General features: G+C 44.8%; 22 protein-coding genes and 1 pseudogene. 8 read left to right on the top strand and 15 right to left on the bottom strand.

The annotated features are described in order from the left end of the window. The first annotated feature begins 153 nt into the window (after window positions 1–153). From J7529_RS01060 to J7529_RS01050, 3 genes are read left to right on the top strand one after another with little or no spacing between them, the layout of a single operon-like run. Entirely contained in the window at window positions 154–1848 is a 1695-nt protein-coding gene (locus J7529_RS01060; RefSeq protein ID WP_318727457.1) for a hypothetical protein, read from the top strand. Window positions 1849–1876: 28 nt separating this feature from the next. Then, window positions 1877–3253 carry a hypothetical protein gene (locus tag J7529_RS01055; RefSeq protein ID WP_318727456.1) on the top strand — a complete coding sequence of 459 codons (1377 nt, stop codon included), beginning with the start codon at window positions 1877–1879 and terminating at the stop codon, window positions 3251–3253. 3 nt (window positions 3254–3256) lie between these two features. Continuing rightward, window positions 3257–9028: a DEAD/DEAH box helicase gene (locus J7529_RS01050; RefSeq protein WP_318727455.1), complete on the top strand. Its 5772-nt coding sequence runs from the start codon at window positions 3257–3259 to the stop codon at window positions 9026–9028. Window positions 9029–9259: 231 nt separating this feature from the next. On the opposite strand, the gene lipA is transcribed toward J7529_RS01050, so the two are convergent. Then, a complete protein-coding gene (gene lipA / locus J7529_RS01045; RefSeq protein ID WP_318727454.1) occupies window positions 9260–10183 on the bottom strand; it encodes a lipoyl synthase in 924 nt (307 codons plus the stop codon). Window positions 10184–10416: 233 nt separating this feature from the next. Between lipA and J7529_RS01040 the strand changes: the two genes are divergently transcribed. Further along, window positions 10417–11025: a response regulator gene (locus J7529_RS01040; RefSeq protein ID WP_271939963.1), complete on the top strand. Its 609-nt coding sequence runs from the start codon at window positions 10417–10419 to the stop codon at window positions 11023–11025. A gap of 7 nt (window positions 11026–11032) precedes the next feature. Here J7529_RS01040 and recR read toward each other — a convergent pair whose 3' ends face one another. The 3 genes from recR to J7529_RS01025 form a co-directional block, all read right to left on the bottom strand. Further along, window positions 11033–11644, bottom strand: a complete 612-nt coding sequence (recR, locus tag J7529_RS01035; RefSeq protein ID WP_318727480.1) for a recombination mediator RecR — start codon at window positions 11642–11644, stop codon at window positions 11033–11035. Between the two features lie 287 nt (window positions 11645–11931). Next, window positions 11932–12927: an anti-sigma factor antagonist gene (locus tag J7529_RS01030; RefSeq protein WP_318727453.1), complete on the bottom strand. Its 996-nt coding sequence runs from the start codon at window positions 12925–12927 to the stop codon at window positions 11932–11934. An 81-nt stretch (window positions 12928–13008) separates the two neighbouring features. Next, entirely contained in the window at window positions 13009–13479 is a 471-nt protein-coding gene (locus J7529_RS01025; protein ID WP_271939860.1) for a glucosyl transferase, read from the bottom strand. A 356-nt stretch (window positions 13480–13835) separates the two neighbouring features. Here J7529_RS01025 and J7529_RS01020 point away from each other — a divergent pair, with 356 nt between their 5' ends. Further along, window positions 13836–14159 carry an STAS domain-containing protein gene (locus J7529_RS01020; protein ID WP_271939859.1) on the top strand — a complete coding sequence of 108 codons (324 nt, stop codon included), beginning with the start codon at window positions 13836–13838 and terminating at the stop codon, window positions 14157–14159. A gap of 11 nt (window positions 14160–14170) precedes the next feature. On the opposite strand, the gene J7529_RS01015 is transcribed toward J7529_RS01020, so the two are convergent. Beyond that, window positions 14171–15307, bottom strand: a complete 1137-nt coding sequence (locus J7529_RS01015; protein ID WP_318727452.1) for a PP2C family protein-serine/threonine phosphatase — start codon at window positions 15305–15307, stop codon at window positions 14171–14173. 652 nt (window positions 15308–15959) lie between these two features. Here J7529_RS01015 and J7529_RS01010 point away from each other — a divergent pair. Then, on the top strand, window positions 15960–16382 hold the full coding sequence (locus J7529_RS01010) for an anti-sigma regulatory factor (RefSeq protein ID WP_318727451.1): 423 nt from the start codon (window positions 15960–15962) through the stop codon (window positions 16380–16382). 49 nt (window positions 16383–16431) lie between these two features. Here J7529_RS01010 and J7529_RS01005 read toward each other — a convergent pair whose 3' ends face one another. Next, window positions 16432–16590 (bottom strand): hypothetical protein, encoded by a 159-nt coding sequence (locus tag J7529_RS01005; RefSeq protein ID WP_271939856.1) that lies wholly within the window; start codon window positions 16588–16590, stop codon window positions 16432–16434. Between the two features lie 131 nt (window positions 16591–16721). Here J7529_RS01005 and cysE point away from each other — a divergent pair, with 131 nt between their 5' ends. Beyond that, complete coding sequence (cysE, locus tag J7529_RS01000) at window positions 16722–17525, top strand: serine O-acetyltransferase (protein WP_413038786.1); 804 nt, start codon at window positions 16722–16724, stop codon at window positions 17523–17525. Between the two features lie 23 nt (window positions 17526–17548). Here cysE and J7529_RS00995 read toward each other — a convergent pair whose 3' ends face one another. The 3 genes from J7529_RS00995 to J7529_RS00985 all read right to left on the bottom strand — a co-directional run bounded on the left by J7529_RS00995 (window position 17549) and on the right by J7529_RS00985 (window position 19826). Continuing rightward, window positions 17549–18142: an Npun_F5749 family FMN-dependent PPOX-type flavoprotein gene (locus J7529_RS00995; RefSeq protein ID WP_318727450.1), complete on the bottom strand. Its 594-nt coding sequence runs from the start codon at window positions 18140–18142 to the stop codon at window positions 17549–17551. 73 nt (window positions 18143–18215) lie between these two features. Then, the gene (locus tag J7529_RS00990; protein WP_318727449.1) at window positions 18216–18938 is read right to left on the bottom strand and encodes an ATP-dependent Zn protease; all 723 of its coding nucleotides are present in this window, start codon (window positions 18936–18938) and stop codon (window positions 18216–18218) included. 30 nt (window positions 18939–18968) lie between these two features. After that, window positions 18969–19826 carry a D-alanyl-D-alanine carboxypeptidase family protein gene (locus J7529_RS00985; RefSeq protein ID WP_318727448.1) on the bottom strand — a complete coding sequence of 286 codons (858 nt, stop codon included), beginning with the start codon at window positions 19824–19826 and terminating at the stop codon, window positions 18969–18971. Between the two features lie 233 nt (window positions 19827–20059). Here J7529_RS00985 and J7529_RS00980 point away from each other — a divergent pair. Continuing rightward, window positions 20060–20275, top strand: a pseudogene (locus J7529_RS00980) (hypothetical protein); the annotation flags it as partial. 41 nt (window positions 20276–20316) lie between these two features. Here the strand turns inward: J7529_RS00980 and J7529_RS00975 are convergent. The 6 genes from J7529_RS00975 to J7529_RS00950 form a co-directional block, all read right to left on the bottom strand. Further along, the gene (locus J7529_RS00975; protein WP_318727446.1) at window positions 20317–21411 is read right to left on the bottom strand and encodes an AI-2E family transporter; all 1095 of its coding nucleotides are present in this window, start codon (window positions 21409–21411) and stop codon (window positions 20317–20319) included. Between the two features lie 83 nt (window positions 21412–21494). Beyond that, window positions 21495–22955: a cysteine--tRNA ligase gene (cysS, locus tag J7529_RS00970; RefSeq protein ID WP_318727445.1), complete on the bottom strand. Its 1461-nt coding sequence runs from the start codon at window positions 22953–22955 to the stop codon at window positions 21495–21497. A 296-nt stretch (window positions 22956–23251) separates the two neighbouring features. Next, window positions 23252–23440: a PIN domain-containing protein gene (locus J7529_RS00965; protein WP_318727444.1), complete on the bottom strand. Its 189-nt coding sequence runs from the start codon at window positions 23438–23440 to the stop codon at window positions 23252–23254. Then, the gene (locus J7529_RS00960; RefSeq protein ID WP_318727443.1) at window positions 23437–23688 is read right to left on the bottom strand and encodes a hypothetical protein; all 252 of its coding nucleotides are present in this window, start codon (window positions 23686–23688) and stop codon (window positions 23437–23439) included. The genes J7529_RS00965 and J7529_RS00960 overlap by 4 nt, the downstream gene beginning before the upstream one ends. 139 nt (window positions 23689–23827) lie before the next feature. After that, on the bottom strand, window positions 23828–24490 hold the full coding sequence (locus tag J7529_RS00955) for a Na(+)/H(+) antiporter subunit B (protein WP_318727442.1): 663 nt from the start codon (window positions 24488–24490) through the stop codon (window positions 23828–23830). Window positions 24491–24577: 87 nt separating this feature from the next. Continuing rightward, the gene (locus J7529_RS00950; protein ID WP_318727441.1) at window positions 24578–25117 is read right to left on the bottom strand and encodes a DUF4040 domain-containing protein; all 540 of its coding nucleotides are present in this window, start codon (window positions 25115–25117) and stop codon (window positions 24578–24580) included. Between the last annotated feature and the right edge of the window lie 14 nt (window positions 25118–25131).

Genomic DNA, 25131 nt, shown 5'->3' with positions numbered 1-25131 from the left:
CGTGGTTCATCTCCTCTCCCTTCCCATCCTACACCTTCCCAGCTAAGACTCTTGGCCCGCATGGTAGGAACTGCATCCAAAGAATCTAAATTGACTAATATTCCCGTCAGATGATAATCTAACACTCAGTATCTATCATTGGGCAAGTCATCAATGCTGACTTATGAAGATTGGAATCGGGCCCTAGCTGACTATTTTCTACAGGGTGTAGCTAGGGGAACTCGCGTGTATCTAAGTGTAGATGACACAGTTCTAGACTTGATTGCTCAACAATATTTCAGCATTCAGCCCTGTAAGCGCTCTTGGTATGAGGATTTTATCGCTGTGGTTCGCGATCGCGTGGTGAAAGGCGATCGCATTATGCTAGAGCGTATTGAAGGTAACGATTCTGCTCGTATTCCCAACTGCGTAGCCTTTCTGGGTATTTGTGTCTTAGCGGCTTACAATATGGCTACCGATGAAGACATAACGGACACCAACTACTTTAAGAGGTTGCGGGCAGTTCTTCAATTGCCCACCTTTGATGATGCTCCTCACCTGAAAGAAACATCACCCCGTCCTAGGGGGATGGAAGCAGGTAAAGAAGAACCCTTATGGAAAACCTGGAATAAGTGGCTACTCAAGAAAGATTATCTGCCTTCAGCACGAGCCGGTTCAAGTCGTCGCAAGAAGTATACTAATTACCCTATTTCTCAGTGCTTATTGCGTCATGGGGACTGCGATCGCCTGGAAAGATACTTCTACGAGCAACAGTGGACAAGCTCTGTAGACGCTCAAACCCTCTTTAGTCGCTTGCGAGGGAACAACCTAACATTCCCAGAATATTTAAGGAACTTAATCAAAAAACCAGGAGAGCGGTACGAAGTATTGATGGACGCGATCCATCAACTGCATCAACAGTGGGTTGAAGATGGTTGTCCAGAACCCGATCGATCTACGCAGCAGAGAAAACCTAGCTCCACTCTATTCGCCGGACTATATCGCTCAGAAGAAGATGATGAAATTGAATATTATCTCTATCCGAAGCAACAGCGCGGACAGAGCTACGAAGAGATCCAAGTTCAGTTTCAAGGTGAGCAACAGGAGCTAGAGAGCGATCGCCCTGGTTGGTATCTTCCCCTTGGTTCTCCGCTTACTTCACAAGACTTAAACCGAGGTATTCGTTGCCCTATTACTCAATCAGAATTCCTCAAAACCCTCCAACTTCCCACCCGTGACTTTTGGCTGTTAGTTCCCGATCCTGACGATCCCGATACCGGAGTTTATGGTTCTTGGGGCACTCCAGAACTAGGAACACCATTTATTCTCCTCTGTAAACAGTCATTACTTAAAGACCTGAATCACTTAAAAAATGAGCAGTTAGTCAATTGGGAAGAACAAAGTTTTGCCTTTGGAGAAGAACAAGACTGGCAAGAACTAAGTAACTTTATGGTCTTGTCCCAAGCTTGGGATGCTGTATTTATTAATAACTGGGAACTCAAAGACGCACTACAACCCAAAGTGAGTTTATCCATTTCTTTCTCTGGTGGTTTACGCGCTCCTCATCAAAAAAGTTGGCTCTCTGGTTATCCACCACAAATTACCGTCTTTGGATTTATGCCTGAAGTTGATCTTGAGATATTTCGATGGCCGGATGAGCAATGTATTGCTGAACCGAAAACCCTATTAACCAATCAACCTCAAGAGCTTTATTTACCCGATCAAGGAACTTATTTAATTCGTGCCAGTAGTAACTCTGACATTCGGGAGCAGATGATCAAAATCATAAGTTGGGATGATCTTGAACTGAACCCTAATGTTCAAAACCAAGCATCCCCAATCATTTTCTATTCAGATGATTTACCCTAGTTTATCCTCTTTAGGCTAGTTTCCCATCATGGCTCTTTCTCAACCTAGACTCAATCGCCAGCTTCGTCATCCTATTCACAGACAATCACCTCTGAAAAAACAGCGATGGTATGCAGGATTTAAATATCGAGGAAAACCAGAAAAACTCATTAAAATTATCTCAGATAAAGTCAAGAAGTTTGAATTGAACAAGATTCTACTTTTAGTTAGATTAGAAAAGAAACCTGCAAAATACTTTTACTTTTTTATTGCTATTGAAAGTGAATTACCTGGCATAATACCAGAAAAATTAAAGCTTCATCTGAAGGGATTGCCCTGTTTTAAGAATCCAGCCGTCAAAGGTAAAAATAGCTTTACCTATGAGGAAATAAAAAGTATGGTTGGTGAGGTTCATAAAGTACAAGACTATACAAATCCAATTCCTTATAATGTCCAAAAATCAGCCAATTTACACTCAGATCCATTTGGTTTTGTTTCAGACTTCAAAGCAAACGATGCTCCATCTAGTCCTAACTTAGATCGGTTGCTCGATTATCTCTCTTGCCAAGGGAATGGCACTTGGAAATCTTGTCAGAACATTTGTCAGAATTTGGGCATTGAAGAACCCAAGCGAGTGTTACGAAACCTCAAGCTATTGGGACATTTAGGAATATCTAAAAATGGCAAAAAATGGGCGATCGCTCCCACATCCCTGATTCCCCTTAATCATCATCCTGATAACCTAGAATTCATTCTGTGTGGGCAACAAAATTCCCGCTTACGCCAACAACTTGGACAATATGGAGAAGTCAAACCAGAAGGGCAACCGGTTGTCTTTGGCTTACCTCGATTTAAGGTTATCTTAAAAAATCGTACCGCCTATGAACAACTAGACACTCTTTGCGGTGTAAAAATTCATAAACCTGGCAATCTCGCTCAACAGGTTGCTGACTCTCTTCCTACTCTTCGAGAATGGCAGAATCAATTACCCATTTCTGGTGGTATCGTCAGCACTCAATATGAATGGAAAAAGTTTGAAGATGGAAACTTTCGAGAATGCAGCTTGCCTGATGAGACTGGATTCTATGAAATGCGACGAGATCGAGATCGAAGCTATCTAGACCGGACGCTATTTTATGAAGCGAACACTCAACAATGGAAGGAGGGAGATTGGTATGGTTTACGATTATTAAGTTTGTATCATAGCCATGCACTTAGGCAATGTTATTATAAACAACAACAGAAACAACTGGCTATTTTGTATGAGCAACGCTGGCCACAACTCTACGAACAGGCGCTAGTTTTGGCCTCAGGATATTTACCCCAATTTTCCACAGATCATAAATGGTTACGCTATCACAATATCACCCCAGAACTCGCCCAATCCCTGACTGAAAAACTAGAATTGACTTGTGGAGGACTTTAAAAAATGGCTGGAATTCATGATGTTATCGGAGCTTATCAACGCTTAGACCATATCTATAAACTCTATATTCGCAGTGCTTTCCCCATGCGCTATCGCATCTTAGCCAACGAGCGCGAAAAAATTCTCAATCGTCCAGGATTTTTAAGTCAACCGCCTCTCATTGAACCGGTTCCGGTTTATCCCTCTTCTGGTAAAACCTTGAGTCAAGCAGCACAAGAATTACCGGGATATGAAGATTTAGCTGATTTAGGACAAACCCTTTTTGAAGAAGGTTTGGAACTCTATCGACATCAATGGAAAAGCCTGGAAGCAGTTTGTAAACAGAAAAAAGATATTGTTGTAACCACAGGAACAGGTTCAGGAAAAACGGAGTGTTTCTTATTGCCTTTATTGGCACAATTGGCTAAAGAATCTCGGACTTGGGAAAGTTGTCCACCTGCTCCAGATAACCATCGCTGGTGGGATGCAGAAGTTAATCCTAATAAAACTTATGTAAAGCAATGGGAACATGTTAAACGACCGGCAGCCGTTCGCGCCCTCATTCTTTATCCGCTCAATGCTTTAGTTGAAGACCAATTGCGGCGTTTACGGCAGTCTTTAGAAGCGAATGAAGTCCATAGTTGGTTAGATCGAAGTCGCGGTAAAAATAGGATTACGTTTGGGCGATATACCGGATTAACTCCAGTTTCTGGCGACCAGAAACCAGACAGAACAAAACGCCTCGGTCAAATGTTACAGGAACAGGAAAAGGCTTGGCAATCGATTCAAGACCCTCAAATTTTAGAGCAAAATCCAGAAATTCGTTATTACTTTCCTCGTTTAGATGGGGGTGAAATGCGATCGCGGTGGGATATGCAAGCGACTTCCCCCGATATCTTGATTACCAACTATTCCATGCTCAATATCATGATGATGCGAAGTATTGAAGAGGGTATTTTTGATCGAACTCGCGATTGGTTAGTGAGTGACTCCAATAATCAATTTTTCCTCGTTGTGGATGAACTCCATTCCTATCGGGGGACACCAGGAACCGAAGTTGCCTATCTCTTGCGCTTGCTCTATCACCGTTTGGGGTTAACCCCAGACTCTCCCCAACTTCGCATTCTCACGACTACCGCGAGTTTGGATGATTCTGATGCGGGGCGAACCTTTTTGCGAGAGTTTTTTGGCCGAGATAACTTTGAGTTTATCCAAGAAGAACAGGTTAAACCGGTTGAAAATGCACGTCATTGGCTCAAACCCTATGAAGCAGCATTTGCCCAGTTTGCTCAAACCGTTGAACCTGATGCAGTAGAGAAAGATACTCTAACTCAAGGGGAAGTTCCTAGAGAAGCTATGCGCGAATTAGCTGAGGCTTTAGGGTATCGCGATGAAACCCTGTCTCCAGAACGTCAGTTAGGGGAAGCGTTGAGCAACCTGGAAGGAGTAGCTCAAGAAGCCCTACGAGATGCTTGTCAAGCGGTCAATAATGGACAAGTGCAAGCCACTTATATTCAGCATTTAGATCGAGAGCTTTTCCCTGGTGCTAAGTCTTCAGAACAACTCGCGTCTGATGCTTTGCGAGGGTTCTTAACCGCATTGGGGGTGGCTAAATTAGCCAATGGGCGATCGCCCCAACCCGTGCGCGGACACCTGTTTTTTCACAACCTAGAAAATATTTGGGCTTGTACTAATCCAGAGTGTAGCGATGCCAATTGCTTCCATGAGCAACGCCAACAGGAAACCCATAAACCTACCATTGGCGCACTGCATCGCAATCATCGCCTCACTTGTAGTTGTGGCTCACGGGTTTTAGATCTGCTTGTTTGTGAATCCTGTGGCGACGTTTTGTTGGGTGGCTTTAGCAAGAAAAAGCAAGAAGGGAAAGAAGAGGTTTTAACCCCCGATCAACCGGATCTAGAAGGGATACCCGATCAAGTGGAATTCAGTAAAAAATATGGCAGTTATCGCGTTTTCTGGCCGATTCCAAAAGTTACCCAGCCTTGGACAAAAACAGAACCTGTAGATCCAGAGTGGACACTTGATAAGATCAAGCGACGTTGGCGTTATGCAACATTCAATCCTACAACTGGAGTTCTCACACCGATTAATGGAACAGATGCAAAGAGGGGAAAAATCGGCAATGATGAAATTCCAGGATGGCTCTATGCCATTCCGGATCTCGATCGAACTTCAGCAACCAATAATCAAAATTCATTACCTGCACTACCAACAAAATGTCCGCGCTGCGATGCTGATTATGCCAGACGCAAAATTTCTAGTCCAATGCGATCGCACCGCACGGGATTTTCTAAAGCCAGTCAAGTATTAGCCAGTGCCTTATTGCGAGAAATGCCTGTACCGGAAAATGTAGATCGGGGTTCTTCTCGAAAATTAGTGATTTTTTCTGATAGTCGCCAAGATGCCGCTAAATTAGCTGCGGGAATGGAACGGGATCATCATCAAGACATGGTAAGGTCTATCTTATTTCAGAAATTGGATGATTCTAGCAATGATTTAGTTTCCTTTTTGCGCGTTACTTGTGCAGGAGATGAAGAGCAGCTAGAAAAATTGCAACCTTATTCAGCTTTATACAAAAAGATTCTAGAGCCAGAACAAGGCAATGACCTAGAGCGAAGCGATCTTTTTGAAGAGAATTATCCACGCATTACATCGACCGGATCTAAATGGTTACAAGGTAAACGAGTTGCTAACCAGCATTTACTAGAAGAATGGCTACTTCTTCTCAAGAATTATCCTAGTAGGGTTCGCCTTTCTACTTTGCGTAATCAAGTTACAGATGAGCTTCTGTGCTACGGTATTTGTCCAGGTGGAGCTTTACCGAATGTTTTATTTTATCCATTTCCCGATCTGAATGAACCTTGGTTTCAATGCTACAACTGGTATGGTCTAAAAGCGGGAGAAGTTCCTAGCGAAGGGATTAATTTAAATGATAATCAAAAGCGGCATATTCGCACCATGAATGAAGAGCTATTTGCAGAAATTATGTATGGCTTATTTCCCCACCGATCCAGAACGGTAGAAAGCATCGGGTTAGGTTGGATTTCTGCTCAGTGGCAAAGCGAGTTACAGCTCCAGGAAATTGAAGCATTAAATGCTATTATTCGCGAACTAGCAATTCGCCGTATCTATCTCTATTCAAAGTACCTTTATCCAGGGAGCGACCAAACCCTACCGGGCTATGTTCGTAACTATATACAGAAGGTGAATAAAGCTAATCCTAGCCTAAATCTTGATGTAGAAAATATACGAAAATACCTCATCGAGAGTTGCGCTACTCCCAGTCTGAATAATTTGGCGATCGATCCCAACAAGCTATACCTGATTGCTTCTAATACTAAAACAGGTTATCGTTGCGAGCAATGTAATACCTTTTATCTACATCCGGCCACAGGATACTGTCTTGCCTGTAGTAGCAGTAGACAAGAAAAAGTACAGGCTCAACCTCTAATTCAGGCTACAGCAACATCCGATCTGGAATATTATGACTACCTGATTAACAATGCTGGGCAACCCTTTCGGATGAATGCAGCAGAATTAACTGGACAAACCGATCGCGGCGATCGCCCCAACCGCCAGCGCTGGTTTCAAGATGCCTTTATTCCTGGGGAAATTGCCCGCGTACAAGGGATCGATCTGCTCAGTGTCACCACCACCATGGAAGCTGGAGTAGATATTGGCTCCTTGCTGGCTGTGATGATGTCTAATATGCCCCCTCGTCGATTCAATTATCAGCAGCGCGTGGGTCGGGCTGGACGACGCTCTACCGGTGTTTCCCTAGCAGTTACCTTCTGTCGGGGTCGCAGCCATGATGACTATTATTTCCAACGCCTCGAAAAAATGACCGGCGATCCTCCCCCTTCCCCCTATGTCGATCTGCGTCGCCCCGATATTTTACGGCGCGTCTTAATTAAAGAGGTTCTCCGGTTAGCGTTTTCGATGTCACGACTAAGCGCTAATGCTGAAGGAGAAGGAGTCAAAGAGGCCAGTTCCGATCAAGTTCATGGTGAATTTGGTAATTGTCGAGAATGGTCAAGGTATGAACCTTACATCCAAGAATGGCTCAATGATACCAATAACCGAAGCCAAGTTTCTGACATTATCCAGGCTCTGAGTGTTAAAACCGATCTGGGCACTGAACTGATGAGTATGGAACGCTTTATCTATCAGCAGTTAGTGGAAAAAATTAGAGCAATTGCTGAAGATAATAACAACTACACTCAAGACAAACTTAGCGAGCGCTTGGCGAATGCGGGACTTTTACCGATGTTTGGTTTCCCCACTCGAACTCGTAATCTTTACACCAAATGGCCCGCTCCTAACATTCAGCAATGGCCCCCAGAAACTGGAGTTATTGATCGCGATTTAGATATTGCCTTGGGTCAATTTGCTCCTGGCTCGCAAACGGTGAAGGATAAACAAATCCATACTGCCTGTGGAGTAGTTAATCTGTATCGTAGTGGCCCCTATTTGCAGTCTGATCCTGGCTTAAGTCCACCCCTTCCTAATCCCGGTAAATCCGTCGGTTTATGTCGCAATTGTCAAGCGGTCGCTTTTCCCCATGAAGACATCGATCCTCCCCATGGCGGAAATCAGCCGGAAGTAACAGATTGTCCCGTTTGTGGAGCTAAAGAACTGCGTCAGATTGATGCCCGCGAACCAGCCGGATTTTTCACAAATTTAAAACCTGAAGATTACACCGGCCAATTTGAGTGGCAACCTCACGCGACTCGTCCCACATTAAGTTTTGATGCCAAGTTAACTGATTTAGTTGAACATCCGGTGAATAACGCCAGCATTTCTAGTGCCAATGACCAGATTATTTCCGTTAATGATAATGGGGGGAAGGGAGGTTTTGATTTTTATGATACTGTAAAAGTTTCTGAAAAAAGCTATCCTGGTGCTTATTCCATTCAAACTACAAATAAAAATAATAAAATGAGTATCAGTGGCAGGGACTATCGGATCGCCCTACTCTCGAAACGAACCACTGATATCCTACTGGTGAGTATCAAGGATTGGCCAGATGGAGTATTCGCCGATCCGACAACGGTTGAAGGTCGCGCCGCCTGGTATTCTCTGGCTTTCTGGCTACGCATTGCCGCGTCCGCTCACCTAGATGTGGATCAACAGGAATTACAAGCCGGATTTCGCGTAATTAAAGATGAATTTTCAGGGCGTGTTGTGGGTCAAGCTTTCTTATGTGATAGTTTGGATAATGGGGCAGGTTACTGCCGATTTTTAGCCCAACCGAATGAATTTGAAGAACTCCTAAAAGAGGGAGATTGGAACGATCCCAAGAGCCTGGCGAAACATTGGCTAGACCATAGTCAGGATTGCGATACTTCTTGTAATGGTTGCTTGCGAGATTATGCGAATCAAGCCTATTACGGTTTGCTTGATTGGCGATTAGCTTTAGAAATGGTGCGATTGATTACAGACTCTAATATCGTGATTGATTTGGAAACTCCTTGGCAGGATATTGCCAATCCTTGGTTATCTCTGATTGAGGGCGAAGATTCTACGGTCGGAAAACTGCTACAAAGCTTAAAGTATGGTTCGCTGAAAAAATACCAAAGCCTGTGGGGAACAACTCATAATCGTCCTTATAACGAAGCTCTTTTACTCCGTCATCCGCTCTGGACAAATGAGCATCCTGAATGGTTAGCTGCTTGTGAAGCGTTACATGAAATGGAGGGCGATCGCTATCAACCCGAAAGCATCAAACCTATCACCCCCTTTGGCTTACTGCGCCGTCCAGGAGAATATTCTTAAGGGGGCGATATCAAGTCCGGGTAATCAATTATCACCTGTAGGGGCGGGTTTTACCCAAATAAACAACACCCACCAGTAACTTCTGTAAACCCGCCCAACCCGTTGTCGATACCATCCTTCCGGTGGGTTTATTTGTGGGGTGGGGACGGGTTTAGATGATTGATTTGTGGGTGTCCGAGATTTGGGTATAACCCGCCCCTACGGGATTTTGGGTGTTGTAAACCCGCCCAACTAGGCCTCTTGTCCCGCATGGTAGGAACTGCGAACTAAGGGGCCAGAACGCACGTGATTAAAGCCCATATTGCGGGCAATTTCGCCTAATTTCTCAAATTCATCAGGATGCCAATAGCGCTGCACGGGGAGATGATCCAGAGAAGGACGCATGTATTGACCTAGGGTAAGGCGATCGCAATTAATCCCCCGTAAATCCTCCAGTGTCTCGACAATTTCCGCTTCACTTTCCCCATGGCCCAGCATTAACCCCGATTTCGTGGGAAGATCAGGATTCACCTCTTTCACCCAGCGCAGCACATCCAAAGAGCGATCATATTTTGCCCCTCGGCGCACGGGACGCTGTAAACGTCTGACGGTTTCAATATTATGGTTATAACAAGCCGGATTCGCCTCAGCCACCTGAACGACTAAATCCCGTTGTCCCCGAAAATCAGGAGTTAATACCTCAATTTCCGTCCCTGGATTCACTTCGCGCACTCGCTCCATCGTTTTTACAAACCATCCAGCCCCCTGATCGGGGAGATCGTCGCGAGCAACCGATGTTAACACCACATACTTTAAGCCCAAGAGCTGTACCGATTCTGCGATTTTATCCGGTTCCTCTGGATCGAGGGGCATGGGAGCATGTCCCTTATCCACCTGACAAAAGGCACAAGCACGGGTACAAGTCGGTCCCATGAGTAAAAAAGTTGCCGTTTTTTGGCTATAGCACTCAGCCCGATTCGGACATCGCCCTTCCTCACAAATAGTATAAATTTGGCGTTGCTTGATAATTTTTTGTACCGTAGACAGCTCGCTCGCTTTACCAATAGAGCGCCGTAGCCAAGGGGGAAGGGTCGCTAAAGGCGATCGCTCTCTCTTCTGGGTAGCAGCCGAAACAGCAGCAGGTGTAACCGATACATCAGATGGATTAGAATTCATGGTTAACGATCAATAGGGTTCTCAAACGACTCCAGTGATTAGGGTCAGAATTCTATTATTATTGATAGATAGAGCAAAAAAGAGAGGAATTGCCTTGATGATCTTCTAATCATCATCATGGGCGTGACCTCACCCCATTCCTCTTCTGGATTGACCTAGACCTCTGAACACCACCGTTCGCCCCCCTGCTCAACTCAGGATTGCTATTCAATCGTCACCTTTTCAAGGAGTTCATTGTGGGACATAAAATTCTAGTCATTGATGATAGTCGTGTCATCAGAGCGCGAGTTAAGGATATGTTACCAAAAGGTAACTTTGAAGTCGTTGAAGCCAAAGATGGTGAAGAAGGACTCAATTTGATCCGCCAAGAACACCCTAACTTGATTATGCTCGATTTCCTCTTACCCAAAGTCAGCGGATTTGAGGTTTTTCAGCAAATTCAGGGTAATAGCGATTTGCGTAAAATTCCTCTGGTCTTAATGTCAGGACGTAAGGAAGAGGTTACCGAAAAAATTAAAGAACCCTTTGAATTTTGGGAATTTATCCCCAAGCCGTTTGAACAAAAAGATTTGATTGCTGCGATTAAGTCAGCTATGGCTAAAGCCAAAAAGCCTCGACCTGCTCTAGGGGGAGGAGACACAACGGCTGGTAATACAGGATCGACTCCTACAGGTGCTGCACCGTCAGCCGGAGCATCGGGGGCCGAAGTTGCCGCCCTAAAAGAGCAAATTGAGAAAATGCAAGCTGAAATTAACGCACTGAAGAAACAAGTTGCTCAAATTGAACCTTTGAAACAACAGGTCGTGAAAATTTTCAACTTTGTTAAGCAAAAACTGAAATAATTGGGTTTTAATCGAGTTCTCGGCGACCTTCTAAGGCACGAGCGAGGGTGACTTCATCAGCGTATTCTAGATCTCCTCCCATGGGCAATCCAAAGGCGATGCGGGTCACCCGTGTAAAGGGTTTCAGGAGTTGACCGATATAGAGGGTAGTGGTTTCTCCTTCTACACTAGGACTAATCGCTAAAATCACTTCTTGGGTGTTTTCTTGGCTCACTCGTTGCACCAGTGATTGAATCGTCAGTTGTTCTGGGCCAATTCCATCCATGGGGGAAATTACACCTCCGAGAACATGATAGAGTCCTCGGTATTCTCTGGTTTTTTCCAGAGCAATCACATCTCGCGAGTCTACGACTACGCACAAGATTTGGCGATCGCGATTTTGATTACGACAAATACTACATAAAGGATCGGCGGAAAGATGATAACACTTCTGACACAACCCCACTTGTTGTTTCGCATCCAGTAGAGCCTGTGCGAGAGCTTTGATTTCTGCTTCTGGCCGCTTTATCGTATGAAGAGCTAGACGTTGCGCCGTTTTTGGCCCAACACCAGGTAACCGTTGGAATTGCTCGATCAGACGAGCTAAAGGACTAGGATAAACCGTTTTCTTGCTCCTTATTCGTACAGATGCTTCTCCAGGGTAACACTGACCGATGAGCTTAAGCGAGGATTAAGAATTTTCACTCTGGGGTTGCTTTTTGGAAGGAATGAGATACCCTAACAAAATGTAGTGTTTACTTTACGAGAGCCATTGGGTATGACAGTTCATGATTTACTGACGTTGATTTTACTGCTCAGTCCTGGAATTCTTTTATCTGCTCTGGTAATGTTTACCTTTGCCGCTGGTGGATAGATTCCTCATTAATCATTAACGATTAATCATTATTAGCTGGGGGTTTGTGAGTTCTACATCGCTCCCGCATTTTTTTGAAATAAGACCACAATGGTCTTCAAAATGAGTTTAATATCATGCAATAAACTCCAGTTTTCTTGATAGCGCAAGTCCATTTGAATGACGGTTTCAAAGTCTCGGATAGAGGATCGCCCATTCACCTGCCATTCTCCAGTCATGCCTGGTTTCACATCAAGCCGTTGCCATTTAGGAATCTCATAGCGCTCAATTTCATCTGCTGTAGGGGGACGAGTTCCCACAAGACTCATTTCTCCCCTTAAAACATTCCAAAACTGGGGTAGTTCATCTAGACTCGTGCGACGTAAGAATTTCCCCACACGGGTAACTCTCGGATCGTCCTTATTTTTAAAAAAGGCTCCTTCTGCTTCATTTTTAACTTGATGCTTCAGGGCTTCAGCATTCGCCACCATAGATCGAAACTTCCAAATTCTAAAGCGTTTCCCCATCCAGCCGCAGCGAATTTGACCGAAAAATATGGGCCCAGGATCGTCAATTTGAATGGCGATCACAATCGGGAGAAATAGAAGTGCCGTAATCCCTAAGCCCACCAAACTACCGATAATATCTAATAACCGCTTGAAGGGAGATCGTACCGAAGGATGAATCTTTGGGGCACTCTGAGGAATCTCAGTGACTGGTGTTAACAGAGCATCTGTACCCCTATCAATAGTAAAGGCCTCCGTAAGTCCCGTTAATTCAAAAGCCATCTTCACTTGAGGATGAAGACTCCAAATAATCAATTCGATCTGCTGGGCACGAGCTATTTTCAAACAGCCTACTAAAGCGCCAATACCACTACTATCAATAAATGTAGTTTGTCCTAAATCCAAAATCACCCGCTCGAGACCCGGTTGCCGATCGCAGACCTGCTTAAAATAGTCTTTAAACGCCACCGCTTGGGTAACGGTAAAATTTTTGGATAATTGAACCAAACAACAAGCCCCAAAAGAAGTCATGGCAAACTCAGGGGGATTAACTGGATTGTTCATAAACACCTCAAGGGGAGTCTATTGCAGTTCTATTCTGTCAAAACAGAAAAAATACCCTATGGTGAAAATCAGAGGGCTGAGTCAACGGCCCTTTTTTAGAGAGCGTTTCACCGTTTCATTGGCGACTGTCATTAGGGTAGACCGAGAAATCCTTCGAGGAGAATGAAGAAACCGTACTAGGTCTCCAGGAGACCAAGCAATGGGAACTCCTGCCAATGCTAGATTACTGGCCAACTCAATTTGGCGATCGTCAATATGCTCTTTATAGCATTGGGCACGGGGAACTAAAATATAAGGGTTAGCCGTTTTATCGAAGCACTTGAGCCAATGAGGGTCACAGTGCCCAATGATCAGACGAGCATCTTTACCCAACTGGATTAATTCAGTCTCTGGAATATCAGCAAAACAGTCTTTGCTTTCAGGCCAAACGCTACAACTGCCGTATTGTACAATGAGTTCTTCCTGAATCAATTCTCGGTTCACCAGAACCTGCAACCAACTCATCAAACGATTAAAGGGATAGGGTTCAGTGCCAACTGTAGTTAGAATCATTCTCTTTAATGGCGATCTCTCTATATTGTTATAGATGCATTGATTTCCCATAATCATTTAGCTATAATTGCGATCCTATTTTGGTCAAAGATCGCTTGGGTTTTGAGGAGCAACCTACGTCATTCCTTTACCCTACTCCCCTCAAAATACCTTGGTTTGACTCTAAGGACAATCCCACAATGATTGCAGAGATTGCCTTAAACACACAAATATCCAGGATCTTAGCACCCCTTTGAGTTCTTCGTTAATCCGGATAGAATCAGATTAACCCGAATCGAAAATTATAGTATCCTATTGAACTAAATCCAATAAATCGGGATTATTAACCAACTTAGCAACTTCTGTCAACCAGAGCTATGAGTCAAACTGTTAAACACATTCAACCCTCCGGCATTTTAGATAGTACCAAAGCAGGTCAGTTTAGAGATGAAGTCAGCGCATTAGTGAAATCGGGTGCTGACGCGATCGTGATTGACCTCAAAGAGGTAACCTTTATTGATAGTTCTGGTCTAGGGGCCCTAGTAGCGGCTTTAAAAACTGTACGCTCTGCGGGGGGTAAACTCTTGATCTGCTCCATTAATGAGCAAGTAAGGATGCTCTTTGAACTCACCAGCATGGATCGGGTATTTGAGGTCTATTCTAGCCGTGAGGAGTGCGAGAATAAGTTGCAGAATTCATGAGTGCCTCGCCGTTAATGAAACTTAATCTGAAGTAACGATAAGTCATCATTCAAGATGGTATTGGAATTTAATGTATAAATGCAATGGAGTAAATGATCTAACAATTCAGAGCAGAGGTGTTGATGGGTGACCAAAAACTCACTAAACGCCTCAAGTCCCCAGAGTGTGCCATCGGTCTGATGAATTTCATAGACCCCATCACTAAACACATAGAGGATACTCTGGGGTTCGATATGACACTGATGTACCCCATACTCTACTCCAGGAAACATACCAATCGGGAAACTGGGTGTCTTCAGATGTTGAACCTCTATATCCTGCTTGGGACTAGGAGATAAGAGGATAGCGGGAGGATGACCGGAGCTGGCATAGACCAGAGACTGTTCCTTTCGGTGATAAACCCCATACCAAATCGTAAAGTAGCGATCGCCTTGAGTTTCCATCTGAAATGTATCATTGAGACCCATTAGCACCTGATGGGGTTGAGAAAAATCAACCCCAGAGAGAGATTGAGAGCGCAATAAATTCAAGACAGAAACCGATAACAGGGCACTGCCCACACCATGACCCGCCGCATCCACCACATAAATCACGAGCTGATTTTCATTGAGCCAATAATAATCAAAACAGTCCCCTCCCAATTGACGAGAAGGAATAAACCTCGAATCAATCGAAACAGACTCGTGCAAAGGGCCGGGAAGAAGTGATCTAACATAATCTGCTGCTTCTGTCAACTCTTCTTCCAGTCTCTGTTTAGCCGTTTGTAAATCTTGACTGAGCTGGTGCAGCCGCAAACCTGCCCGCACTTTCGCCCGTAACTCATTCACCTCAATGGGTTTAGACAAAAAATCATCTGCCCCGTTATCGAGACCCTGAACCCGGTCTTCCACTCCCTCACGGGCCGTCAGCAGCACAAAAAACGTCGTTGTTAAATCAGGATTAGCCTTAATGCGGCGACAAACTTCCAATCCATCCATGCGAGGCATCATCCAATCGCACAAAATCAATCCAGGGCGCAGACTGGCTGCTTGTTCTAAGCCGTCTTCACCATTCGTGGCAACGGTCACATCATACCCTTGATTCTTCAGTGCTTTGGTCAACACTAACCGAAACAAAGGGTCATCCTCTATAATCAAAACTTTGTACATGATTTAAATGTCATCAGACTGGGAGCTGGAAAATCTGACAAAAGTGAGATCGCTTTGATAGCCTATTTGATCGCTTATAAGAGATATGCTGAAAACCCCGTGAATTCATTCCGGGGATGAAGGCGAGCGGGCAGGTTTTAACCTGCCCTTATGGTACAATGGGATTCACAGGAATGGTAATTAACCTGTATAAAAACCTAAATGCCTAAAGGCAATCTGTACCTTGGCAATTGAAGATATGGGGTTCTATTCCATTGTTCTAGTTTTCCCCTAGGAATAGGTAAAATCTTCAAAGGAGCTAGACAACACAGGATTGAAATAAAAACCAATTTTGGAATAATCCAACTACCGAGGGGCACTCGGAAAGTAACGCTTGAGGAGAGACCTACCTCTGGATTGAATTTCGCAAGGGATTTAGTCTAAGTGGACTCGTTGAACCAAGAATCCCCGCATCGAATGGCCGGGGAATGTCAAAAACAGAAGCACCAAACCCACAATTGAGTAAGAAGCGTGACCCTCGATTTAGTGTCCGTCTCTATCTTACCGATTCCAAACCCATGGTTATGATGAAATCATAGCCTTTGGGTTCGCGGGTTCAAGGGTTTGAATGCTTCTTCACCTGTGCTGATTGCCTGATTTAAGGGTTATACCATTGAAATTGCCCCATAGAGCTTATCTGCAAGTTCATTCTAATGGCCAGGCTTTATCCCATGCCTTGGCCTGGTTTGAAGAGCTTAAGCCTCCCTCCTTACCCATTCCTAAAGACACCTGGATTGAGTGTCAAACTGCATTTTATGAAGGATTAACCAATGCTGTTCGACATGCCCATCATCATTTGGCTAAAGATACGACTATTGATATTGAAGTGATCTTAGCTGCTGATTCAATCACCATATCGATTTGGGATTATGGCCAAGGGTTTGATATTGAGCAATGGTTCAGAACCCAACCTCGCCCAACCCCTGATCAGGAAGGGGGACGGGGTTGGTTTATGATGTCCGATATTGCCGATCACCTCAGCTATACCCATACAGAGGATCGACGCAATTGTTTGAAGTTGATCAAATACTACTAGAGCAGCACGCTTTAAATTGGGGCTGACCGAGTGTAGTGGACTCTCTCAGCTAGTCTCCAAAACACCAGATGAATAAGGAGACGATGAGGGTTATCAGTAGCCAAGGAGAAAGAGAGAGGCTTTTCAGAAGACTGATGGCTTCTAGTGCTATGAGTTCACTGCCGAAGTATCCGGCAATTAAGACGATGAGCAAAATCAGGATAGGCATCGATCGCTTTTAGGTTCAGGAAAAGATGACTCGATTTCACTTTAACTTAACGCCAATTACTTGGGTAAACTGGCCACTAAACGTTAAGATCTACAGTGATCTGTTTGATGAAGCGTTGGATACTTTCAATCGTGCTAAGTAATCTTGTTGCTGACTTCCGTATCATCTTTGATCGCGATCCCGCTGCCCGAAATTGGCTGGAAGTCTTGTTTTGCTACCCTGGACTACAAGCGCTACTGTTTTATCGCTTGGCCCATTGGCTCCATGTCCTAGGACTTCCTTTTATTCCCCGGCTGATTTCCCATCTGGCTCGTTGGTTTACGGGTATTGAAATCCACCCAGGAGCGACCATTGGTAAAGGAGTCTTTATTGACCATGGTATGGGTGTGGTGATTGGTGAGACGGCGATCGTCGGAGACTATAGTCTAATCTATCAAGGGGTAACTCTAGGTGGAACGGGTAAGGAAAGTGGTAAACGCCATCCTACCCTGGGCGAAAATGTAGTGGTAGGTGCGGGAGCTAAGGTTCTGGGTAATCTGTTAATTGGCAATAATGTCCGCATCGGTGCGGGATCGGTGGTCTTGCGGGATGTGCCTTCAGATTGTACGGTGGTCGGTATTCCGGGACGCATTGTTTATCGTTCTGGAGTTCGTGTTAATCCCCTAGAGCATGGACGACTACCAGATGCGGAAGCGGAGATGATTCGGACTTTGGTAGACCGAATTGAGCAATTAGAAGAACAGGTGCGTTTGCTTCAGGAAAGTAAGGGCATTAGTCTAGAGAGTCAATGTATTAGTTCAGCGAGTTGGGATTCCTGGAATCAGTCTGCTTTGCAGGAGGAAGAATTAGAATCCCCATCCCATCGCTCTAATTACAGTAGTTGTGCCCTGAAAGATCGAGCGCTTGAAGAGTTTTTAGATGGATCGGGGATTTGAAGCAAGGAGTCATGAGCGATCGCTTAAGGATTAAGGGGTCGCTCACTCCAATCACCATTGGGTTGCAACTGATAGTGTATCCTTTGTGGGGGAGACTCTCGTAAATCAACGAGATCGACCTCAATGGGCTGGAATAGGACTAAGACAAAATTAGGTAAGGGAGTATCAGGATTGGGATAAGTTCCTGGAAAACCGTTTTTGTCTCGGTCTGTTCCACAAGCGGGCCAGGTAAATTGTTGTCGAGTGGCATCCGAGAGCTGTTGCCAAACTTGAATTCTTTTTGATAGTAGGAAAGAATGATCAGTATTTTCATCAATACAAGTGGTTTGGGCTGAAAGTCTAAATTGCTGGCGTGTGAGGCTGAAATACCAACAGATTTCTGCCCAAGGACTGCGATGCAATTGATGTATTTTATCGCTGCGGTTATCAGTGACGATTTGGAGTTGATGGGTGGAGTCGAGAAATCCTCGAAATACAACACTCCGATTGGCGGGTTTCCCGTTGGGGCGAACAGTAGCCAGTTGAAAGTAACGGGATTCTGAACGATCTCGGTGATCCTTTAAGGCTTGCTCTAGAAGCGATCGCCAGAGGGGAGGAGGGGAAAATGAGGAGGACATGGGGAAAGGAAGACGCGGAAAATGGGATCGTTTTAGTGAATTTAGGGAGATCTGAGGCTCCATCGTCCATCTATTATGGGCAGCAGATATCAATTGGAGCTAGATCCGTTGAGGTTATACAAGCCTGTTGTTTAATTTGGTCTTGACATTCAGGAACAGATAAACGTTGACCCATGGCGACAACTAAGGCTTGATAGGCATCCCACTGATTTTCAATTAAGGTTCGGGCTTGTAATTTGGCCCATTTTTGCTTAGGGGTAAAATCAACAGTTCCAGGGGAATAGAGTTTCAGGAGCATGTTGAGGTTTTGTCGGTCATCCGCTCCCCCTTCAGCATTGCCATGAACAAGTTCTTCGGCTGCAATACCGGCCATCCACAGGAGACAATAGCGATCGATCCATTGTTGGGTGAGGGCTGTCGATTTGAGTTGTTCAGTGATGGTTTCTTGATCGAAACTTACACTTGCTTGTCCCCGCTGCCCCGCTCTCAGGGCTTCCCAGGGATTGAGGGTATAGCCAGTAATGGGAATATCGAGAAGAGTGGCGACGAGAAAATGACCGGCTTCGTGGTGTAAGAGGCGATCGCGATATGCAGGCGATAAACTGGCAATTAAGCCTAACCCTAGATTACTGCCTTGGCCTTGCCATTGAAGGCTATCGATCGCCATAAATCCCAAAATTCCAAAGGCTATGATTGCTGGAATTGCTGGATTTAAATGGATTATGGGCCCCAACAGACTCGACAGGGTCAGGGTAAAAACGGCGATCGCGATCAAATTTAAGCTCAGTTGATTCATGAATTTCTCTCGATAACGAATAATTTCCCCTCATTCCTCTGATGCCTCGTCAGTCTGGAACTCCTCTCGGGCCTTATAAAACGTCTCCAAACTATGGCGATCTCCAACAAAACGCCAGTGCCAGGGTTCATAGCTAATGCCTTGAGGATTATTCGGGGGAAAGGACAACTCAAAACTATAATAAGCGGCATTTTCTTCTAACCACTTAAAAGCAGAAGTATTCTCAAACTCTGGAGAAAAATCAACTGCCGGTACATAGCCATCCCCAATATCGATGGCATACCCAGTATGATGCTCACTATAACCTGGAGGAGCGCTCACTTCTGCCCGTTGAGTCGCGACTTGTCCCCGTTGAGCTTTAACGTCAAAAAATAAATACTCCTGATCGTTTAAGCTACGAAAGGCAGACAAAGGAACCAACACCACTCCATCTCTTTGGGCTGCATTCACCATCTGTTGGAACTTAATCGCCGCCATTTTTCGTAATCGTAAACTACCATCAGCGGTAATCGCCATTAAATCATCGACTGGGGCTTCTTCATAAGCCAAATGACCGAGTAAGTTCCCCCGATCGGGCGTTGTTGGGGTTTCAGCTTCTTCCGCTCCATCTTCACCCAACTCGTTGGTTTCTGTGGCTGAGGATAGGGGAACTCTAGACTCTGAGGCAGTGTTTGGGGTAAGGAAATTACTACTGAAAATGAAAATACCGGTGCTGAGGGCGATCGCTACTCCTGCAAATCCGATCCACATTCCGCGCCCAGAACCCGATGATGCAGTTTCTTGCACCTCAGCCACCGGTACAGGAGTATCCCGTAAAGCTTCTGGGATATCATCGGTAATTACTTCTTCCTCCTGGGAGGTGAAAAAATTGGGTAGATTTTCACTCATCGGTGACTTACTCCAACACGGAATTATTCTTCTTAACCTTACCAAAGATTAGGGGTTTAGATCCAAATCGAGATAATTAAAGCACAAAATCACACGGATAAATTGATGATTTTGGGGTGAATTTTGAGGCGCTCAGAGCGATCTAAATCACTTGAGAAGAGCGATATCAATCACAGTTAAAATGCTAGATATCGTTGATAGTAAAGTGAAGATGACTCGTGTATGGACTGATTATGTTAATAAAACACCAAATCCTACCTGGAGCGATCTCCGAAATTTTAGTTTCTGCACGAGAAACGGGGGTGTTAACTCTGGCTGATCGCTATGGTCTTATGGCTGCGACCTTAGATGAACACTTAACGGAAGAAGATGAGCGATCGATGAATCGGTTATTACGATCGGTGATCAAAGGAAAAGTGAAGATCAGTCCTGAAATTTCGGCGGTTTATTATTCTCCTTACTCCACGTTATTTCATCGCACCAATACTGTTTATGTCTCCCCCAAGTCTTCTGTCGCCTGAGAACTCATGTGAGTTTGTTTTTCGGCTTCTAGTTTAGGTTGAATATAAAGATTTTCCAAGAGGGTTGCTCCCCCTGCTACCCAAGGGGGCACGATTAAGGCTCCAATAATTCCTAAGACTTGAGTTCCGCCAAGGACGGCGAGTAATTGATAGAGAGGATGAACGCCTACCGATGATCCAACTAGGAAGGGATCGAGAATATAGGTTTCTAGATTTTGAATAATAACAAAAAATAATAACACCCATAAGAAGGTCCAGCCTCCGGAAGCGATCGCCACTACAAGGGCAGGGATAGCGCCTAAAACCGGGCCGATAAAGGGGATTAGGTTGGTGACTCCGGCGATCGCTCCTAAACCGAGAGAAAATTCCCGTAATCCCAGGATACCTAAGCCTAGAGTGGTGACAATGCTTAGGATAAAAGAAACGACTAACCGACCGCGAATATAGCTACCCATACGGTAGCTAATCGTGGGAATTTGGGACGCAATTTTGGTGTCCCAAGGTTCAGGAAGTAGGCGCACCAAACTATTAATTAAGGTTTGGCTATCGGCGACCATATAACCGGAAATAAAGAGAGATAAAATTAAGCTAAAGACTCCTCCAATAATGCCCCGCGTAATGCTATAGGATCGCAGGACCAATTGTTGACTTGAGCGGATCAGCCAACTGGTGATTTGTTGAAAATCTACAAGTTCAAGGAGTTCGGGAGGCGTATTGGTCCAATTGTTGAGTGAATCTTCTGTTAATTGTAAGAGAACATCAGCATAGGAGGGGAGTTTTTGCAGCAAACGCTCAATTTGCTGAAAGACGGTTGGGCCGATTAATAAGCCCAGACCCGTTAATCCAAAAAGCAGGGTAAGATAAACTAAAATTACACCTAACCATCGGGGAATGCGTAAATGTTCAGCCGCATCTACTAAGGGAGCAATAGAAGCAGCCAGCACAATCGAAATCATTAACAAAAGCACGAGTCCCCGTAATTGCCAAAATAAGACAATTAACAAAACCGAGAGTAAGGTTAATAGGAACGTGGATAGGGAAAAAGCAATCCGTTGTTCGCGCATAAAAAGGAAGAAGGAATAAGGAAAAGGGAAAAAGAAAGAGGGAATCAGAAATCGGAAAAACCCAATTTTCCCTCTTTAGGGCGTTAATTGTGATGCCATTGGGTGATGCCACCGGGTTGATCGATAAGCGTAATACCTTGGCTTTGTAAGTCATCGCGAATGCGATCCGCTTCGGCAAAGTTTTTGGCTTTGCGGGCAGCTTGACGAGCGGCGATCGCCTCTTCAATCTCGCGATCGCTCAATTGCGATCCTGGAGACTCAGGTGCTCTCTCGGCTTCCACTTCTAACCCCAACACTTGAGAGAGAGTAACTAAAGTTTGCCATTGTTGATATAACTGCTCTGGATCGACCTCTGTTTTACCTTCATGAATCAAGCGATTGTTTTCACGGTTCAATCCTTTGGCTAATTCAAATAATACGGCTAATCCGCCTGATGTATTCAGGTCATCATCCATCGCACTATTGAAATTTGCCACACTTTCCGGGTTGAGATCCTCAGATTTCGCCTGCAAGTCCCATCCCCACGCTGCCCCATGTTTGTAACCAAAAGATAACCCTTCTTTGAGGGTATTCCAAGAGCGCTGTGCAGAGGCGATCGCCTCTGGAGTAAAATCAATCGGTTTGCGATATTGGGCCTGAACAACAAATAACCGTAGCGCCATCGGTTCCGGGCCATTTTCAGAGTCCAGCAAATCCCGAATCGTTGTAAAATTACCCAAAGATTTGGACATTTTCTCCCCATTCACCGTCACAAAGCCATTGTGTAACCAATACCGGGCCAAGGGTTGACCGGTCACTGCTTCTGACTGCGCCACCTCATTCTCATGGTGAGGAAACACCAGATCCGCGCCACCACAGTGAATATCAATAGTTTCTCCCAAACACTCCCTCACCATAGCGGAGCATTCAATATGCCATCCGGGGCGACCTTTTCCCCAGGGAGACTCCCAACTCGGTTCGTCGGGTTTTGCTCCTTTCCACAAGGCAAAGTCAAAGGGGTCTTTTTTCTTAGAGTCTTCCGAACTTTCTCCTACTCTCCCCGATGCTCCTGCTTGCATCTCCTCCAACTTGCGCCCGGAGAGCTTCCCATAGTCTTCAAATTGCCGTACTTGGTAATACACATCACCGTCAGAAGCATAGGCATATCCTTTGGCTTCCAATTCATGGATAAGGCGTAAAATACCATTTAAGGTATGGGTTGCCCTGGGATAGTCATCAGCTTCCAGGACATTGAGACGAGCCATATCTTCAAAATAGGTTCGAGTATAGGTTTCGGCTACTACTTCCATTGTTGACCCAGTTTCTCTAGCACGTTTGAGAATCTTATCGTCAATATCGGTAAAATTCTGTACGTAGCGCACTTCATAGCCTCGCCATTGCAAATAGCGCCGCAGCGTATCCCAAGCAATGTAAGACCGTGCATGACCGAGATGACAGTAGTCATAAACGGTGACTCCACAACAATAAATCCGTACTTTCCCTGGTTCTAGGGACTCGAAGGGTTGTTTACTGCGCGTGAGGGTATTGGTCAACGTTAGGGTCATGGGGCGATTGCACACTCTTTAAGGGGTCAGCCCTCATCATACCAAATCTAGTTTTCTTCCCGCGATCGCAGAGAAAACCATCAAGGGGTCGTTGGTGGAATCACTTGAACATAGGGCTAATTGAGTATTTTCCGATCAATGGTCACAATAGAAGCATCAGATAATCTGGCTGTGGCAACAATGATTCTATCTGCTGGATCTGTGTGAAAATCACCGGGTAAGGTTTGAGCCTCAATTGCTATAGCTGGTGCAATAGATATCAGAGTTACACCTTGTTGCGCTAGGGCAATCTCGAACTATTGAGCGATCGGTATGGGCAGAATAACTCGGCCCGCACTGACTAATCTGGCTATCTCAATTAAACTGATTGTACAAACGCCTAATCCATTGCTTCTTTTCTGTTCAAGAACTTCACGGCGATCGGAAGTTAATTGAGGATCATTTTGTATCCACCAAACTAAAATATGAGTGTCCAAAATTATCATGAAATCCCTCGATCTTCATTCTCTATATTCCAGTCTTCTAAAGGGATAGCGGGTTCTTCTGGATCAGCATAGTAGGCATAGGGTTGTTCTGGCATCAAGGGTAAGTGATTGCTCTTAACACTTCCAGAGAGGTAATTCTGAATCGCTTCATTTAAAAGTTCTGAAGCCAATTCTTCTAGGGATATTTGCTTTTCTGCTGCGGCTTTAAGTAATAGCTCTTGAGAGCTTGCGCTTAGATTGACATTCATGATCGTTAGAGCATAGAAAAAATTTGGGTTCAACTTTCATCATACCCAATCTGGTTTTCTTATCATGTACTTACAATTCCAAGTTAATACATAATCCAATCCGTGAACTGTAGAATTCATAGACAGTCAAGCGATCGCCCTAAAGGAGACCCCGATAGCGGATAAAGACTAGAATGACTGCCCATGAGCCTAAAGCCACTTTTAGGGCAACTAAGATATTCAGAACTGGAATCATGCCACCGCTTAGGAGTGTACCTAACTCTCCTTGGGGAAGTTGTAGGCCGACTAATGTGATCGCTGCTAACACAATAAAGACTAAAACGGAAATCTTTTCCCAGGTGGATGCTCTCCAACGTTCATAAATCTCTTCCATCCGTTCGGAAGGGGAGGTAATGGCAATTAAACCGATCGCCGTTCCACCAGCGACACCGGCAGCAAATCCGCCTCCTGGACTCAGATGGCCTCGGATGGCTAACTCGATACAAACCAAAGCGGATATAGTTGCACCTAAACGAGCTAAAACGATGGAAGGTTGGTCGGTAAACTGGCGAACTATGGCTGAGGGTTGCTCATTGGCTAATAAGAATTTTGCGCCCATAATGGCGATCGTAAACACCACTACTTCAAATATCGTATCGTAGATCCGATTTCTAAAGATAATCCCGGAAACAGCGTTGGGGATGCCACTATCTGCAACCACAGACTCGACAATCGAAATCTCGCCCCCCTCGAATGTGGGATCTTGCATCACTAACATTTTGACTAAAAAGATAATGCCTGCTACCAAATAAAGCCATTTCATCTGCTGTTTTTCCTCCACTGATCGCTATTTCTCTTGAGCTTTGTCACTAATTGGGCAAGGGGCCCCTTGTTTGTCTTTTGCCTAACCCTACACATGATTTTTCATCGATAAACTGGTTACTTCACTGGGTAACTCAGTCTGCATAATCTTATAAAGTCGCTCTACCCGAATGGTTGTATGGTAGGGTTTTGTCTCTTGACTGGCTGAAGAGGAAATACAAGTGGCGTGAATTTCCTTATCCATCAGCGCCTGATGTAGACTGGCATCATCACTATAGGGAACCAGATCGAGGCGCATATGATATTTATCTAAGGTTTTCTGTAAGCTGTTAATTAAGGCTTCAAATTGGGGATTTTCCTGCTCCATGTCTTCAGAAATGGTGCCCAGACGCATCACCAAAGACGATCGCACGGCTACCGCATATAAAGTAATGGCTAACATTGTCCCCACTAGAGCTTCTGTTAAGGCCACATCTGCCCCACCTAACACGGCATATACCAGTGCTGCTACAGCTCCCAAGATCCCCCGAATAACTAGCGCATGGTAGGGATTTTTTTGCAGAACCACTAGACCTGCGGCTAATGGCAATAGGGCAACAATTAATAATAGAGAGATATCAGTCGTCATTATTTCCCCCACTG

The sequence above is a fragment of the Roseofilum sp. Guam genome (genome assembly GCF_017746735.1).
GTDB lineage: Bacteria > Cyanobacteriota > Cyanobacteriia > Cyanobacteriales > Desertifilaceae > Roseofilum > Roseofilum reptotaenium.
Note: the sequence above shows the minus strand (reverse complement) of the source record. Positions and strands in the feature narration are given on the sequence as shown.